The following is a 14,698-nucleotide window of genomic DNA, read 5'->3' as shown; positions in this document are numbered from 1 at the left end:
GGCGGCGGCGACCAGGACGACGTCTCCTACGCCGCGTACTTCGACGACGACATCGCCAAGCTCTACCAGCGCGCCCAGGACGAGGACTGAGCCCACCGGCCTGAACGCCCCTCGGGGCCGATGGTGGCGATGCCCGTGCTGAGACCCCGCACAGCCGTTCCCGTACTCTTCCTCAGAGCCGCCGCGCAGGCCCGGCTCCGGAGGGGGCAGGGACAACCGCGAGGGAGACGGCATGGGAGCCGCTGACCGGCAGAGCGCCGGAGACTGGAACGGGTTCGGCGACCCGTCGGGAACCAGAGGTGGTCATGCCGGCGGGTACGGCCACGACTACGCATACAGGAATCCTCCCGAGTCGATACCCCACCCCGGCTACGGACCCGATGCCGACACGGGTCACCTTCACCCTCCGGCCATGAGCGGCCATGGGCACGCCCCCGTGACGGCCAACGGGCCCCTCACGGTGACCGATGCCGGACATGGCTCCGACCACGGTCCTGGAGCGGGCGCCGACGGTCACGGACACGCGCACGCCCATGGACACAGCCACAGTCACGGGCCCGCCGCTCCGGTCTCCCGGCACCTGCGCAAGGTCATCGCGGCGATCCTGATCCCCTTCACCGCCGCGGTCGTCGTGGGGCTCGTGGTGCTGTGGCCGGGCGGAGCCCCGCCGCACAAGCGCACCGGCGTCGGCTTCGACCAGCAGACCCAGCAGGCCACGGTCACCAGAGTCGTCGAGGTGAGCTGCGCGTCGGTGAACGCCTCCGGCGAGACCCCCACCGGCGACACCTCCACCGCCGAGGGCAACTCCGCGGCGCAGGAGGCCGGCGGCACCTGCCACAAGGCCACGGTCCGCGTCGACACCGGCAAGGACAAGGGCCGTACGTTCACCGAGATCGTCCAGCCCGACCAGGCACGGCAGCTGCACCAGGGGGAGCAGGTCGTGACGGCCTACGAACCCTCCGCGCCCAAGGACCTCCAGTACTCGGTCACCGACGTCAACCGCCGGTTTCCGATGGGCCTGCTGGCCGGGATCTTCGCGCTCGCCGTCGTGGTGGTGGGCCGGCTGCGCGGCGCCATGGCGCTCGTCGCGCTGGCCATCAGCTTCATGGTGCTGAACTTCTTCATCCTGCCCGCGATCCTGCAGGGCTCGAACCCGCTGCTCGTGGCGGTGATCGGGTCGAGCGCCATCATGCTGATCGCCCTCTACACATGCCACGGCCTGTCGGCCCGCACCTCGGTGGCGGTGCTCGGCACACTCGCCTCGCTGGCACTGATCGGCATCCTCGGCTCACAGTTCATCGACTGGGCCGCGCTGACCGGCAACACGGACGACCAGACCGGCCTGATCCACGGCCTGTACCCGAAGATCGGCATGAGCGGTCTGCTGCTCGCCGGCGTCATCATCGGCTCCCTCGGCGTGCTCGACGACGTCACCGTGACCCAGACATCCGCCGTCTGGGAACTGCACGAGGCCAACCCGGCGATGGGCTGGCGCGGACTGTACCGGGCGGGCATCCGCATCGGCCGCGACCACATCGCCTCCGTGGTCAACACCCTCGTCCTCGCCTACGCCGGAGCCGCACTGCCGCTCCTGCTCCTCTTCTCCATCGCACAGAGCGGCGTGAGCACGGTCGCCAACAGCGAGCTGGTCGCCGAGGAGATCGTGCGCACCCTGGTCGGCTCGATCGGCCTGGTCGCCTCGGTCCCGGTCACCACACTGCTCGCCGCGCTGGTGGTGGCAGCTGACAAACCCGGTCCGCAGGCGAAAACGGCGGCAGCGGGCGAGGCGGCGGCTGCGGGCCGGGGCGGGCGTCGGCGGAAGCGTTGAGAGCGATGTCCTCGTCGGCGGCGTGCCCCGCACCTCTCTCATGCGTGTGCGATGCGTGAGCGGGCGTTCCGGCACGAGGGGTCGAGTGCGGGATGGGCTACGCCGCTACGTGGCGCTGACCGGACCGGTTGTCCGGCCGTGGGCCGGGCGGCGTCACGCTGACGGATACGCCTTCGGAACTGCCCGTCTGTCCGAGGCCCGGCGGCGCACGAGTTCGGCGGTCTCCCACGACACGGTGGCCATGGCCACCAGCGACAGCAGCAGGTAGAAGACGTAGAGCTTGTGCAGGTCGTCGAGGAAGTACCAGATCGACGCCGTGGCACTGAACCAGAAGGCGATCAGCGAGCCGGCGCCGCTCCGCTTGCTGCGTGCTGCGCCGACGAGGCAGCAGGCGGCGGCCAGTGCGAGCAGGGCGGCGACGGCGACGTAGGAGTGGGCCCAACCGACGTAGGCGCGCCGCAGTTCGGAGTTGACCGCCACGGCCTCGGCCACCGGCCCCCAGCCCACCACGCACGACAGGCGTGTCGACCACGGCAGCGTCACCAGGCCCAACAGGCCGGCCGCGATGGCGACCCAGCCGAAGTGAGCGGTGTCCACCAGCCGGCCACGTGCGCACAGCAGCGAAAGCAGGCATCCGAGCAGAGCAAGAGCGCTGTCGGCGGAAGGGCGCAGTGAGATACGGAACTTCTCCCCACGAGCGGTTCGGCCGCCGGGCGGCGTCGCCGGGGGCCCGGGCGTGGTGGCCTGGACCGTCGGCATGGAGGTCTGCGTCAGGGCGTCGGCGAGTGCCTCGCGCATCTGCCCGGCATCGGCGAACCGTTCCTTCGGGTCCTTGCCGAGGGCGCGCAGGATCACCGCCTCCACCGTCGGCGGTATCTGCGGTCTCAGCCGGGAGACCGGCTCGGGTGCGGCGAACAGGTGCTGATGCATGACGGCGAAGGGCGATTCGCCACGGAACGGGGGCTGTCCGACCAGCAGTTCGTGCAGCAGGCACCCCATCGCGTACAGATCGGCCCGGTGGTCGATCTCCGCCCCGTTGATCTGCTCGGGGGAAAGGTAGGCGGGAGTGCCGATCGCCGCACCGCTACCGGTGATGCGGGTGGCGGTCTCGGTGAAGGCCTTGGCGATGCCGAAGTCGAGGACCTTCACGGTGTCGGGTCCGGTGAGCATGATGTTCGAGGGCTTGATGTCCCTGTGCACGATCCCGCACTCGTGGCTGTGCCGCAGCGCGTCCAGCACCGCGCATGCCGCGTTGACGGCGTCGGCGACAGGCAGGGGGCCGTCTCGCAGGACCTCGGCGAGCGTGGCGCCCTGCACGTACTCCATGACCAGGTAGGGCCGTGGGCCATCCGGGTGCGGCTCCTCGCCGACGTCGTGGATGGTGGCCACCGCCGGGTGGTTCAGCGCGGCGACCGCGTGCGCCTCGCGCCGGAAACGGGCTCGCGACTGCGGATCGTGGGCCAGCGCCGAGGAGAGCAGTTTCACCGCGACAGTGCGGCGCAGCCGCTGATCCACCCCGCGATGGACCGTTCCCATACCACCTTGACCGAGCTTCTCGACCAGCTCGTACCGGCCGCCGAGGACCATGTCCCGCCCCACTCACGCCTCCCGTGAATCAGAAACCCGGCGCAGCTTACGGCGCGACCCCGACGCCGAGGCGCCCGCACCGCGCTCCTGACGGCCGTCGCCCTCCTCATCGGCGCCGCAACGACCTTCGTCCTGCTCGATTCCGACAGGCCTGACCGACCGCATCCGCGCGCCACGCTCGAAGAGTCCCGGGCCGGGCTGCCTTCCGCGTGGAGACAGAAGCCGACGTCCACGCCGACCACTGGGAGATGTGCACCCGGAGGCGGACGAGGCGGTGTGCTGCCTGGCAGGCGGTGCGCGGCTCCACCTCCGTCCCACCGGACCCGGCGCATCCGGTGCGGCAGTGCGGTTGCCGGCGGGTGCCGCCGTGATCGTTCCCCGGGGCTGCCGGCACCGCCTGGAACTGGACGCTGGGGATCCGCAGATTGCGGACGAGAACGGGGCGTCAGACCATCGCGAACTTGGCAACGTACTCGTCGAACGGCTCAATGCCGACTTCTGCGCGGAGTTCGTCCATGCGCTCGGGCTCTTCACAGGGCCAGGGAACAGGTACCCCGTCCTTCACGCCGGCGATCTGCGTACCGTAGATCTGCTTGCGGCCCTCATTGACCAGTGTGCGGTCGTGCAGGAAGGCCAGCTCGCGCGGGCCGGCCGACCCTGCCGACACCGCCTGCCGCATCAGCCGGAGGGCTCGTCGCTGAATGTCGAGCTGCCGGTCGGCATGCTGGGCGATCAGCCACGCTGCGCGGGCGGCCTCCTCCCCGACCAGTTCCTGCGTCGGCCAGCCGTACTCATCCATGATCTCGCCGAGCCGGTCACCGTGCTGTGCGGTCAGCCGCCGCCAGGCCAACTGCTCGACAGGATTGTCGCTGTTCGGGTGGACTGCGGACCGGTGATCCGCCGCAGCCATGTCCGTGAGTTCCACGGCCAGTTCGGCAACCTCGTCCACCACTTTCAACTCCCTGACTCTGCCGGTGCGTTGCACTTGTCCTGGGCAACCCTAAAGGCGCATACGGAGCACAAAGATCATTCCGGAGAACGGTGACAGGCACCTCCACGCACCGGGATATTGGATCTACTCCCGGAGCCGGAGACCGAGCCAGGGGGCTGCAGGCACTTGTTACGGTCGCCGGATGGACACCTGGGACGGGGACGGCGTACGCGCTCGGATACGGGAGATGGCCGCACGGGACCCGAGGCGGGAGCGGTTCGGGGCGGACACGCACCGGTACGAACTGACGTCGGCACTGCCGGAGGCGGAGATCAGGGCGTTCGAGGAATCCCACGGCGTCCGTCTGCCGAGGGAGTACCGGTCTTTCGTCGCGAAGGTGGGCAACGGGCCCGCCGGTCCCTGCCACGGGTTGATGCCGTTGACCGTCGCCCGCCCGCAGGCCGGCGAGGAGTGGGCCGTGGACGGCGAGTGGGAGGAAGACCGGCTGCCGGGCCGGCTCGCCGAGCCGTTCCCGCTCACCGAACCCCTGCCCGGCCGGATCGGCGCACCGGCCGATGCGCTGACCCGGGGCACGCTCATGCTGGCCGAGGTGGGCTGCGGCATGTTCATCCGGCTGGTCCTGAACGGCTCGCGAGCCGGCGAGGTCTGGCGGATCGATCCGGACTGGGGCGGCTTCGTACCGGCGAGCCCCGGCTTTCGCACCTGGTACACCGACTGGCTGGAGAGCCCCTGAACGCGCCCTGCGTCGCCGCACGGTGCCGGGGGCGCGGGTCATCGTCCTGCCGCGGTCGCGCGGTTCGGCGATGCAGGGCCGATGCCAGGGCAGCGGGAGACAGGGACGGATCCTGTCCCGGCCCGCCGTGCAGCCGACGACCACCGACCGCCTCACGCCGGAGCAGAACGCCGTCCGCAACGCCGTGGCCGTCGACAGCGTCCATGTGCCCTTCGGCCAAGGGCGGCACGGCGGCTGGGGCACGGGGATGGCGGTGCGCACCCGCCTCGGGGCGTCCGTCCCGGATCCGGTGCGGGTCATGCGCAGGTGGAGCGCATCAGGCCGAGGCGGAGCGCCGGCCGGCACCGTGGGGTGGCCGTCAGCCGGCGGCCTTGGCGATGACGCGCTCCATCTCCTCTCGGCCGAAGGCCCGCAGCGTCGTGGAACGGACGTTGCCCACCCCGCCGAGCTGCAGGAGTGCCGCCGCGGCGGTTTCGTCGTCGGGCGCCTCGACGACGGCCACGAGGTCGTACGGTCCGACGGTCCAGTAGATGCTCAGGAGCTTCGCCCCGAGCTTCTGTACCGCTGAACCGAAGGTCTCGGCGCGCTTCGCGGTGTCCTTGTAGTTTCGGACCCCTTGTTCGGTCCAGTTCAGCAAGGCGACGTACGTCGGCATGTTCTTCCACCTTCACGAGGGGACACATCGCGAAGTCAAGCCTCGGCACCCGGGGCGGAACCTGCACGAGATACGCACCCGAACGAGCGGTACGAGCGACCGCAGGGCATCGAGGGGGCCGCCGCGCTGCCACCTGGCCGGCCACCTGGTCGGTCCATGGCGTCACACCTTGGACATGTCCGGAATGCCGGTCATAAGAGCTGTCGGTACGTTCGTCGCAGGTCGGTCGCACGGCCGACGTCCGTGAGACAGAGAGAAGTGACATGCCCTCGCGTACTTTTGCTGTGGTCGGCGCCGGAGTGGGCGCGACCGTCCTTGCAGCCGCCGGGATCACCTACGCCGCGACCGTCGGATCCGCTCCGGCGTCGCCGTCTGCGCACCGAGCGGCCAAGACCGTTCACCGAGCGGCCAAGCCTGTCCACCGGGCGGCCCAGCCCGTCCGACGAGCCGGATCTGCGGCGGCTCCCTCCGGCGGCGGGAGCGGGAACGTGGAGAGGAAAGAGGGCCGCGACGGCGCAGGGCGCCGTCATGGCCGCGGGGAGGAGGGGAGGATCTTCTTCAACGAGCGTTCCTACCCTGCCTCGGTCGACGGGTGTATCACCGCGGCCAGCGGACTGGGCTCGGACAGCTTCAGTGTTTTCAACGACAGCCGGAAGACGGTCGAGGTCTTCCGGGGCTTCGCCTGTGACAACGGCGCTCCGGTCGCCACCGTGGGTCCCCACGGCAACACCTTCGGGGTGGTGACCCGCACCGTCCACGAGGGCCTGGCCGGGGGCCTGGCAGGAGGCCTGTTCGGTGACGATGGTGCCGTGGGCAGCTTCCGGGTGATCTGCGACGACGAGTGGTGACAGCAGTGGTGGCAGCGCCGCCACGGCTACGAGTGGTGTTCGCCGTGCTCGAACCGCTGGTGGGGGCCGCAGCAGAAAGCGGGGTCGTGCCGGTGCTCACCCGTCGGCGTCCCGCCCGCGGCGCCGAGCAGCGTCGCGCACTGTGCTCGCTTCGCGCTGTCGACCATGCGGTCGCTGTCGGACGCGGCGTTGGCCAGGCTCGCGCAGCACACGGTCAGCAGGACGGCGCCGACCAGGAAGGGCAGGCTTCGGCGGGCGGGGGGCGGCGCCAGCAGGGCCCGTACCCGCTGGGGGACTTCACCGCCGGTCGCGGCCAGAACGGCGGGGCGCGACGCGCCGGTGGACGCGAGTGCCGCGCGCCCGACCGCGCGGGCGACGACCGCCCGGTCGCCCACCTGCGTGGCGGCCTCCTCGTCGGCCCAGCGTTCCAGGACGAAGGCGCCGGTGTCGGCCAGGGGGCGCAGCAGCGGGTTCAGGGCCGCCGTGAGCCGCCACAGGCTCAGGAACAGGTGGTGCCTCCGGCGCAGATGGGCCCGCTCGTGCGCCAGCAACGCCTCGCGCTCGTCGTCGCCGAGACAGCACAGCATGCCCCGGGACACCACGATGCGTCCGGGCGCGCCGGGCAGGGCGAACGCCAGCGGAGCGTCGTCGTCGACCACGGCCAGTTCGGTGTCACCGCGCAGCCCCTTGCACTCCCGCCGCACCCGCGCGACATGGCGGGCCTGGCGGAGGGCGGACACGCCCAGCGAGACGACGCCGGTGGCGAGGACGAGCGCGCTGACGACCGCGACGACGGCGTACACGGGGTCCTCGGCGCGCAGCGCGGCCACCGACCAGTGGCCCTCGGCCGCGACCTCGGGGATCTGCGCGATGCCGGTGAACGCCAGCAGGGCGAGCGAGCCGGTCCAGCCGCCGGCGGTGACGAGCGCGGCGCAGGCCAGGGCCCAGGCCGCGGGACGCGGGGTGAGCCGGCGCGCCAGGCGCGGCGCGAGCACGCTGATCACGGCGGTGACGACGAACGGGACGTAGACGCTGATCAGCACCGGCTCACCGCCTTCCGTCGGAACGCTCGTCGCGGGTGTCGTGCCCGGACAGCAGCTGGTGCAGCAACTGCTCGTCCCGTGCGGAGAGTTCGGACACGAAGCGGGTGAGCACGGCCTCGCGGTCGGTACCTTCCTCCAGCAGCGACCGCATCCGCCGGGCCGTGTGCGAGGCCTCGTCGCGGACCGGGGTGTAGGCGTATCCGCGGCCCTCCCGGTTCCGTAGGAGCATGCCCTTGTCGTGGAGGCGGGACAGGATGGTCAGCACGGTGGTGTACGCCAGGTCGCCCGGGAGCCGCTCGAGCACCTGGCGGGCGGTCAGCGGGCCGTCGGCGGCCCACAGCGCGGCCAGCACATCGCCCTCCAGCTCACCGCGCGCCCGCCTGCCGGCTCCGCCGTGGGTCTCCTCGTCCGTCGGGTCGCTCACCGTCTGCCCTTCCTCACCCTCGTCAGCAGAGGCTACCCGGTCGTCCTCTGCAGGCCACCGAACATCTCCTACTAGTTGTAGGAGGTATGCTCCGGCCTCGAAGCGCGATCTACTACATCTTGTAGAGCCCCCCAGCTCCCGACGGGCGGAGGACCGACCCATGCCCCAAGCCGGACGCACTCTCCCCAGCCCCGCGCCCGCGGGCACCGTGTCGCGGCCGCGAAGCGAGACGACGGACCCCGGTCCGGCGACGTCCTCCGGCCGGATCGCGATCATCTCCGCGAGCGTCGGCGCGGGCCACGACGGCGCCGCCGCCGAGCTGGACCGCCGCCTCACGGCAGACGGCTTCACCGTCGACCGGCACGATCTGCTCGACCTGCTGCCCGCCCGGCTCGGCAGGGCCGTCCAGGAGGGCTACCACCGGCTGCTCGTCCGAGCGCCGTGGGCCTACCAGCGCATCTACTCCAGCACCGAGCGCGCGGGAGGCGGCGGCCCGGCGGCGCGGGCGCTGCTCCGCGCGGCCGAGGACCGGGTGCTGCGGGCCCTGGCTCCCGGGACCGGAGCGGTCGTCTCCACCTACCCCGGGGCGAGCCGGGTGCTCGGCAGGCTGCGCCTGGACGGGCGGCTGACCGTGCCGGTCCTCACCTACCTCACCGACTTCTCCGTGCATCCGCTGTGGGTGGCGGACGGCGTGGACGTCCACCTCGCGGCCCACGCCGTGCCCGCCGCCCAGGCGCGGGCCGCCGGCGCCCGGGACGTACGGGTGCGCGGGCCGGTCACCGACCCGCGGTTCCGGCCCTGCGACCGGGAGGAACGCGACCGCGCGCGGGCCAGGTTCGGGCTGCCGCCGCACACTCCGCTCGCCCTGCTGGTCGCCGGCTCCTGGGGCGTCGGGCCGGTCCGGCGGGTGGCGTTGGAGGTGCGCGACAGCGGCGCGGCCGTACCGGTCGTCGTCTGCGGCCGGAACCAGGCGCTGGCCGAGCGACTGCGCGCCGACGGCATCGAGCATGCCTACGGCTGGGTGGACGACATGCCCGCCCTGATGCACGCCGCCGACGTCCTCATCCAGAACGCCGGCGGACTGACCTCCCTGGAGGCGTTCGCCGCGGGCCTGCCGGTCGCCGGCTACCGTTGCATACCCGGCCACGGCCTGACCAACGCCGCAGCCCTGGACGAGGCCGGGGCGGCGGTGTGGATCCGCGACCCGGCCGGCCTCAAGGCCGTCCTGCACGACCTGATCGACGGCCCGCTCGGTCCGCGCCAGCGCGAGACGGGCCTCGCCCTGTTCGCCGGGGCGCCGGGCGAAGGCCCGGCGGCCGAGATAGCCCGCGTGCACCACTCGGGGCTCACGCAACGCCGCCCGCGCCCCCTCACGCGCCGACGCCCCACGCCGCGCCGGCTCGCCGCCACGGCCGCCGTCGCGTGCGCCGTGTGGGCGTGCGCCGTCGGCACCGGGATCGCGACGGCGTACGACGGCCCCGCACTGGCGCACGCCATAGGCCACCGCCTCGACCCGGACGCACTCGCCGCACATCTCGCCCCCCGGCAGGAAGGCCACCACTCGTGACCACCGCCCACACCTTCCGTACGGCTGCCCTGGCGGCCCTGCCCGTACTCGCCGCCGCCCACGCCACACCCGTCGTCTCCACCTACGGCCCCCTGCGCAACCGGCTCATGCCCCGCCTCGCGGGCCGGGGCCGTCCGGACCACGTCGCGCTGACCTTCGACGACGGACCGGACCCCCGCTCCACCCCGCTCTTCCTGCGGCTGCTCGCCGAGCGTGGGGTGCATGCCACCTTCTTCCTGCTCGGCGCGCAGGCGCACCGCTCACCCGGTCTGGTCCGCGAGATCGCCGGGGCAGGTCACGAGATCGGCATCCACGGCTGGCTGCACCGCCCGCTGCTGCTGCGCGGCCCGCGCGCGACCTACGACGACTTCGCCCGCGCCCGTGACACCGTGGCCGCGCTCACCGGGCGCGTGCCCACCCTCTTCCGGCCGCCCTACGGCGTCATGTCGACCGCCGCCCATGTGGCGGCCCGCCGCCTCGGTCTCACGCCGGTGCTGTGGACCTGCTGGGGTGAGGACTGGAGGGCCAGGGCCACCCCGGCGTCCGTCCACCGCACCGTCACCCGCGATCTGGACGGCGGCGGCACCATCCTGCTCCACGACTCCGACTGCACCTCCGCGCCGGGCGCCTGGCACTCGGCCCTGGGCGCGCTGCCCCGCATCCTCGACACCTGCGCGGAGCGTGGCTTCGACGTCGGCCGGCTGCGTGACCACGGATGGCCTGCGGGTGGGCCGCGGGTGGCCTGCGGCGAATGAGGTGCCGATGAGGTGCCGGCGACCGGAACGATTCCAGGATGCCGTTCGTCTACGGTTCAGTAGACGGTCTACGTTTCTGTAGTCATCCAGTTGCCGGCCGTTCACTCACGCCGATTCACCCGCAGATGCACCCGCACGAAAAGGCCCGCCCCGATGAGCACTGTGATCCTCGCCTTCGACGGGTCCTCCGTCGACGGTTCCGCCTACTCGGACGTGGTGCGCCTCGCGTGGCACTCGCCGGCCTGGCTGGACGGCACGGTCTCGGCCTGGTCGACGTACGGGCTCGCGGTGTTCGCCGTCCTGGCCGTGGCCGGCTGGTGGGGAGCCCGGCGCAAGGGGGCCGTCGCCGCGGTGTCGGCACTGGCGGTGCCGGTGATCGTCGTCGTGGCGTACGGCGTGGACGCCCTCCTCAAGTTGGCGGTGCGCGAGGACCGGCCGTGTCAGAGCCTGCACGTGAGAACACTGGAGGCGTGCCCGGGACCCGGCGACTGGTCCTTCCCGAGCAACCACGCGGCCATCGCCGCCGCTGCCGCCGTGGCCCTCCTGTTCGTCTCGCGCCGTCTCGGGGCGGTCGCGGTCGTGGCCGCGCTGGCCATGGGGATCTCCCGGGTGTGGGTCGGCGTGCACTATCCGCACGACGTCCTGGCAGGTCTCCTCGTCGGCGCCCTGGTGGCACTGACGGCGACGCGCGCGACGCGGCGGTGGTCGGCCGTCCTGGCGCGGTGGCTGGCAGCCAGACGCCTGGGTGCGATGCTGCTGACACCATGAACCGTGCCCTCGGCTCCCTCGGGGTCCTTCGCCGCCTGGCCCCGCGCACCCTGCGCGGGCGGCTCTCCCTCGTGGCGCTGACCGCCGCCGCGCTGCTGATGACGGTGCTGACCGTGGCGTTCAACGCCGTGATGGACCGGCATCTGCAGCACCAGGCGGACGACGAGCTGCGCAACAGGGCGGCGGCGGTGGCCACGACCGTCGACACCAGCGGTTCCCGGGTCCGCGTCGTGGAAACGGTCAACGACCGCCTGCTCGACACCAACGTGTGGATCTACGCCGGGACCGGCCTGCTGGAGAAGCCGCCGTCCACCGCCGGGGACGGCGCACTGACCCGCGCCGCCGACGGGCTGGCCGCACGGCGCGGGCGCGCCTGCGCCCCCTTCCACGCCCACGGCCACCGGCCCGTCCGGCTGTGCTCCCTGCCGATTCCCGGCCGCCACGCCGGCGCCACCGTGGTCACCGCCCTGGACCTGGCCCCGTACCGCAGTTCCGCCGACACCCTGCTGCTGGGGTCGCTGATCCTGGACACCGTGATGCTCGGGTGCACGTACGTCCTGACCCGCCTGTCCGTCGGCCGGGCGCTGCGGCCGGTGCGGACCATGACCGACCAGGCCACGCAGTGGAGTGCGGTGGGCTCGGACGACCGCTTCGGCGCGGCGGAACACCCGGCCGAACTCGCCCGTCTGGGCGCCTCGCTGGACGCGCTCCTCGACCGCATCCGCACAGTGCTGCGCCACGAGCAACAGCTGACCGGAGAGCTGTCCCACGAACTGCGCACCCCGCTCACCAGGATCATCATGGAGCTCGACTGGTGGCGGACCCGGCCGCGCACGGACGCCGAGACCCGTGCCGCCCACGAGGTGATCGCCGAGGCCGCGCAGTCCATGCGCACGATCTGCGACACGCTGCTCAACGAGGCCCGCGAGAACACGCTGAACCCGGCGACCGCCCCCGGAACGACCGACGTCGTGCCGGTCCTGGACCGCCTGCTCCGGCAGCTCGACGCGCCGGAGCGGGTGCGGACGGCCGTGGAGACGGATGCTCCGGTGCTGGAGGCCGGCGTTCCCTCCGGCCTCCTCGAACGCATCGTCAGCCCCCTGCTCGCGAACGCCGCCCGCTACGCCCGTTCCACCGTGACCGTTTCCGCGCGGCGCGTGCCCGGCTCCGTGCGGATCGATGTCGTCGACGACGGCCCCGGCGTGCCGGAGGCCTTCGTGGGCGAGCTGTTCCAGCCGGGCCGGCGCGCCGACTCCGGCGACGGGCACGACGGCGCGGGCCTGGGGCTCCCACTCGCACGCCGCCTGGCCCGCGCCGTCGGCGGTGAGGTGTCCTACGACCCCGGGCACACCCCCGGCGCCAGATTCACGATCGCCCTGCCCACGGCGTGACCGAGCCCTACAGTCTTGACGCATTCATGACGCGGCGACCGCATCCATCCGGCCACCGCCGGTGTCCTTCCCGGTGTCCGTGCCGTTGCGAGGAATGGAGTGCCCATGGAAGGCACCGTGGTGGCGGTCGTCGTGGTGGCGCTGTTGGCGCTGTTCGTGCTGAAGAGCGGTATGCGGGTGGTCAACCAGGTGGAGCGGGGGGTCGTGTTCCGGTGGGGCAAGGCCCTGCCGGGCCACCGGCAGCCCGGCATCACCTTCCTGATCCCCTTCGCCGACCGTATGCGCAAGGTCAACGTGCAGGTCGTGACCATGCCCGTGCCCACCCAGGAGGGCATCACCAAGGACAACGTGTCGGTGAAGGTCGACGCGGTCGTCTACTTCCGGGTGACCGACCCGGTGCGCGCGGCCATCGAGGTCCAGGACTACGTCTTCGCCGTCGGGCAGGTCGCCCAGTCCTCGCTGCGGTCCATCATCGGCAAGAGCGATCTGGACGACCTGCTGAGCGACCGGGAGCGGCTGCACGAGGGGCTGGCGCTGATGATCGACAGCCCGGCCGCCGGGTGGGGCATCCACATCGACCGCGTCGAGATCAAGGACGTCCAGCTGCCCGAGTCGCTGAAGCGGTCCATGTCCCGGCAGGCCGAGGCCGAGCGGGAGCGGCGGGCCCGGGTCATCACCGCCGACGGTGAGTTCCAGGCCGCACAGCAGCTCGCCAACGCCTCCAGGATCATGTCCGACAGTCCGGAGGCCATGCAGCTGCGGCTCCTGCAGACGGTCGTCGAGGTCGCCGCCGAGAAGAACTCGACCCTTGTGATGCCCTTCCCCGTCGAGCTGTTGCGCTACTTCGACCGGGCGGCGCAGAAGATCGACGCCGACCTCAGCGTGCCTCGGCAGCAGCAGGCTCCCGCCCCGGCTCCGCAGAGCGCCGAGCAGCCGTAGCGAGCGCCAGTGTCACAGCCACCGAGCCCGCCGCCATCAGCGTCATCCCCGCGGCGGGCGAGGTGAGCTGTGCCACCGCGCCGGCCAGCGCGGCGCTCACCCCCTGCATGGTGAGCATGCCGGAGGAGTGCAGCCCCAGGGCCTGGCCGGCGAGTTCGTCCGGGGTCAGGTCCATCAGCCGCTCCTGCTGCACGAGGCTCGCGCCGAAGCCCACGGAGGCGACCGTCGCGCACACCGCCGCCACCGGCAGCGGCGGGTGCGCGCAGAACACCAGGTACGGCGTCGCCAGCAACAGCAACAGGGGCGTGGCCAGGCGGCGGCGTACCGCGGGCGGCAGCAGCCGGCCCACCGCCACATCGCCGGCGAACATGCCGAACGCCCCGCAGGCGAACAGCGTGCCGGCGGCGTGCGGCGCATACGACACGTACAGGGACTCGCAGCCGACGACCAGGCCGTTGGGCAGCCACAGGCCCAGGTAGGTGAGGCGGCGCGGGCGGGACGACCACAGCAGGGCGTTGGTGCGCCAGGTCGCCGACGCGGTGGGGCGGCCCCCGCTCCGGGGCGGGCGGGCGGTCAGGCCGAGGCGCAGGGCGAGCGCGGCCGTCAGGTACAGGGCCGCCGCCAGCAGCAGGCAGACGCGCGGGGAGAGCATCGCGAGCAGGGCGCCGCCGGTGGCGAACCCGGCGATCTGCATCAGCCCGCTCATCATGTTGAACAGCGAACGCCCCGGCAGATAGCCGTCCTTGGCGAGGATCTCGTTCAGCAGGCCCCAGCGGACCCCGGCGCCCAGGGAGGCCACGAGGCCCAGCAGCAGCAGGACGCCGAAGACCGCGCCGACCGGCAGACCGGGCACCGCCTGAACCGCCGTACCGGCCGCGAAGGCGAGCGCGATCGCGGACAGCGCCGTACGCGGGGGCAGCCGGTCGGCGCCGGACAGCAGGAAGGTCGCGCCCAGCACCTGGGCGAGCGAGGGGCCGAACATGCTCACCGCCGACAGCAGCGGCGAGCCGGTGGCCCGGTACACGAGGGTGGCCAGGGCCAGCCCGCCGACCGTCTGCGCGGCGGTCTGCGCGGCCGAGCCGGCGAAGAGCGGGGTGAACTCCGGGGTGCGGAGCAGGGATCGATAGCTGGACATGCCGGGGAGTCTCGGCGGGTCACGGGCGGGCTCGTTATTGTTTCGCCACAGCGCGAAAGCCCGTACGGCCGTG

General features: G+C 72.5%; 14 protein-coding genes and 1 pseudogene. 9 read left to right on the top strand and 6 right to left on the bottom strand.

Going from position 1 to position 14,698, the window contains the following annotated elements:
• The first annotated feature begins 412 nt into the window (after nucleotides 1-412).
• Nucleotides 413-1,828, top strand: coding sequence for a YibE/F family protein (locus ABT288_RS24715; protein WP_351611594.1), 1,416 nt, complete (start codon nucleotides 413-415; stop codon nucleotides 1,826-1,828).
• Nucleotides 1,829-1,981: 153 nt separating this feature from the next.
• Here ABT288_RS24715 and ABT288_RS24710 read toward each other — a convergent pair whose 3' ends face one another.
• Nucleotides 1,982-3,427, bottom strand: coding sequence for a protein kinase domain-containing protein (locus ABT288_RS24710; protein ID WP_351611591.1), 1,446 nt, complete (start codon nucleotides 3,425-3,427; stop codon nucleotides 1,982-1,984).
• A 185-nt stretch (nucleotides 3,428-3,612) separates the two neighbouring features.
• Here ABT288_RS24710 and ABT288_RS24705 point away from each other — a divergent pair.
• Nucleotides 3,613-3,827 (top strand): annotated as a pseudogene (locus tag ABT288_RS24705) (cupin domain-containing protein); the annotation flags it as partial.
• 33 nt (nucleotides 3,828-3,860) lie between these two features.
• Here the strand turns inward: ABT288_RS24705 and ABT288_RS24700 are convergent.
• The gene (locus ABT288_RS24700) at nucleotides 3,861-4,325 is read right to left on the bottom strand and encodes a DUF6624 domain-containing protein (protein ID WP_502972806.1); all 465 of its coding nucleotides are present in this window, start codon (nucleotides 4,323-4,325) and stop codon (nucleotides 3,861-3,863) included.
• A gap of 223 nt (nucleotides 4,326-4,548) precedes the next feature.
• Between ABT288_RS24700 and ABT288_RS24695 the strand changes: the two genes are divergently transcribed.
• Nucleotides 4,549-5,100 carry an SMI1/KNR4 family protein gene (locus ABT288_RS24695; protein WP_351611586.1) on the top strand — a complete coding sequence of 184 codons (552 nt, stop codon included), beginning with the start codon at nucleotides 4,549-4,551 and terminating at the stop codon, nucleotides 5,098-5,100.
• Nucleotides 5,101-5,458: 358 nt separating this feature from the next.
• Here ABT288_RS24695 and ABT288_RS24690 read toward each other — a convergent pair whose 3' ends face one another.
• Nucleotides 5,459-5,755, bottom strand: a complete 297-nt coding sequence (locus tag ABT288_RS24690; protein ID WP_351611583.1) for a GYD domain-containing protein — start codon at nucleotides 5,753-5,755, stop codon at nucleotides 5,459-5,461.
• 488 nt (nucleotides 5,756-6,243) lie between these two features.
• On the opposite strand from ABT288_RS24690, the gene ABT288_RS24685 reads away from it, so the two are divergent.
• Nucleotides 6,244-6,603 carry a hypothetical protein gene (locus ABT288_RS24685; protein WP_351611580.1) on the top strand — a complete coding sequence of 120 codons (360 nt, stop codon included), beginning with the start codon at nucleotides 6,244-6,246 and terminating at the stop codon, nucleotides 6,601-6,603.
• 26 nt (nucleotides 6,604-6,629) lie between these two features.
• On the opposite strand, the gene ABT288_RS24680 is transcribed toward ABT288_RS24685, so the two are convergent.
• Nucleotides 6,630-7,646: a M56 family metallopeptidase gene (locus ABT288_RS24680; RefSeq protein WP_351611578.1), complete on the bottom strand. Its 1,017-nt coding sequence runs from the start codon at nucleotides 7,644-7,646 to the stop codon at nucleotides 6,630-6,632.
• A gap of 4 nt (nucleotides 7,647-7,650) precedes the next feature.
• Nucleotides 7,651-8,070 (bottom strand): BlaI/MecI/CopY family transcriptional regulator, encoded by a 420-nt coding sequence (locus ABT288_RS24675; RefSeq protein WP_351611575.1) that lies wholly within the window; start codon nucleotides 8,068-8,070, stop codon nucleotides 7,651-7,653.
• 160 nt (nucleotides 8,071-8,230) lie between these two features.
• Between ABT288_RS24675 and ABT288_RS24670 the strand changes: the two genes are divergently transcribed.
• The 5 genes from ABT288_RS24670 (at nucleotide 8,231) to ABT288_RS24650 (ending at nucleotide 13,490) form a co-directional block, all read left to right on the top strand.
• Entirely contained in the window at nucleotides 8,231-9,637 is a 1,407-nt protein-coding gene (locus tag ABT288_RS24670) for a glycosyltransferase (RefSeq protein ID WP_351611573.1), read from the top strand.
• Nucleotides 9,634-10,392, top strand: coding sequence for a polysaccharide deacetylase family protein (locus tag ABT288_RS24665; RefSeq protein WP_351611570.1), 759 nt, complete (start codon nucleotides 9,634-9,636; stop codon nucleotides 10,390-10,392). The genes ABT288_RS24670 and ABT288_RS24665 overlap by 4 nt, the downstream gene beginning before the upstream one ends.
• 162 nt (nucleotides 10,393-10,554) lie before the next feature.
• Complete coding sequence (locus ABT288_RS24660) at nucleotides 10,555-11,160, top strand: phosphatase PAP2 family protein (RefSeq protein WP_351611600.1); 606 nt, start codon at nucleotides 10,555-10,557, stop codon at nucleotides 11,158-11,160.
• Nucleotides 11,157-12,551 (top strand): sensor histidine kinase, encoded by a 1,395-nt coding sequence (locus ABT288_RS24655; RefSeq protein ID WP_351611567.1) that lies wholly within the window; start codon nucleotides 11,157-11,159, stop codon nucleotides 12,549-12,551. Before ABT288_RS24660 ends, ABT288_RS24655 begins: the two co-directional genes overlap by 4 nt.
• Nucleotides 12,552-12,656: 105 nt before the next feature.
• On the top strand, nucleotides 12,657-13,490 hold the full coding sequence (locus ABT288_RS24650) for a slipin family protein (RefSeq protein ID WP_351611564.1): 834 nt from the start codon (nucleotides 12,657-12,659) through the stop codon (nucleotides 13,488-13,490).
• Here ABT288_RS24650 and ABT288_RS24645 read toward each other — a convergent pair.
• Nucleotides 13,429-14,625: an MFS transporter gene (locus ABT288_RS24645; protein ID WP_351611561.1), complete on the bottom strand. Its 1,197-nt coding sequence runs from the start codon at nucleotides 14,623-14,625 to the stop codon at nucleotides 13,429-13,431. The genes ABT288_RS24650 and ABT288_RS24645 overlap by 62 nt on opposite strands.
• Nucleotides 14,626-14,698: the final 73 nt, after the last annotated feature.

It is taken from the genome of Streptomyces sp. NPDC001093, assembly GCF_040298985.1.
In the GTDB taxonomy this organism is placed as follows: domain Bacteria; phylum Actinomycetota; class Actinomycetes; order Streptomycetales; family Streptomycetaceae; genus Streptomyces.
The sequence above is the reverse complement of the archived record's forward strand: the minus strand, read 5'-3'. Positions and strand labels throughout refer to the sequence as shown.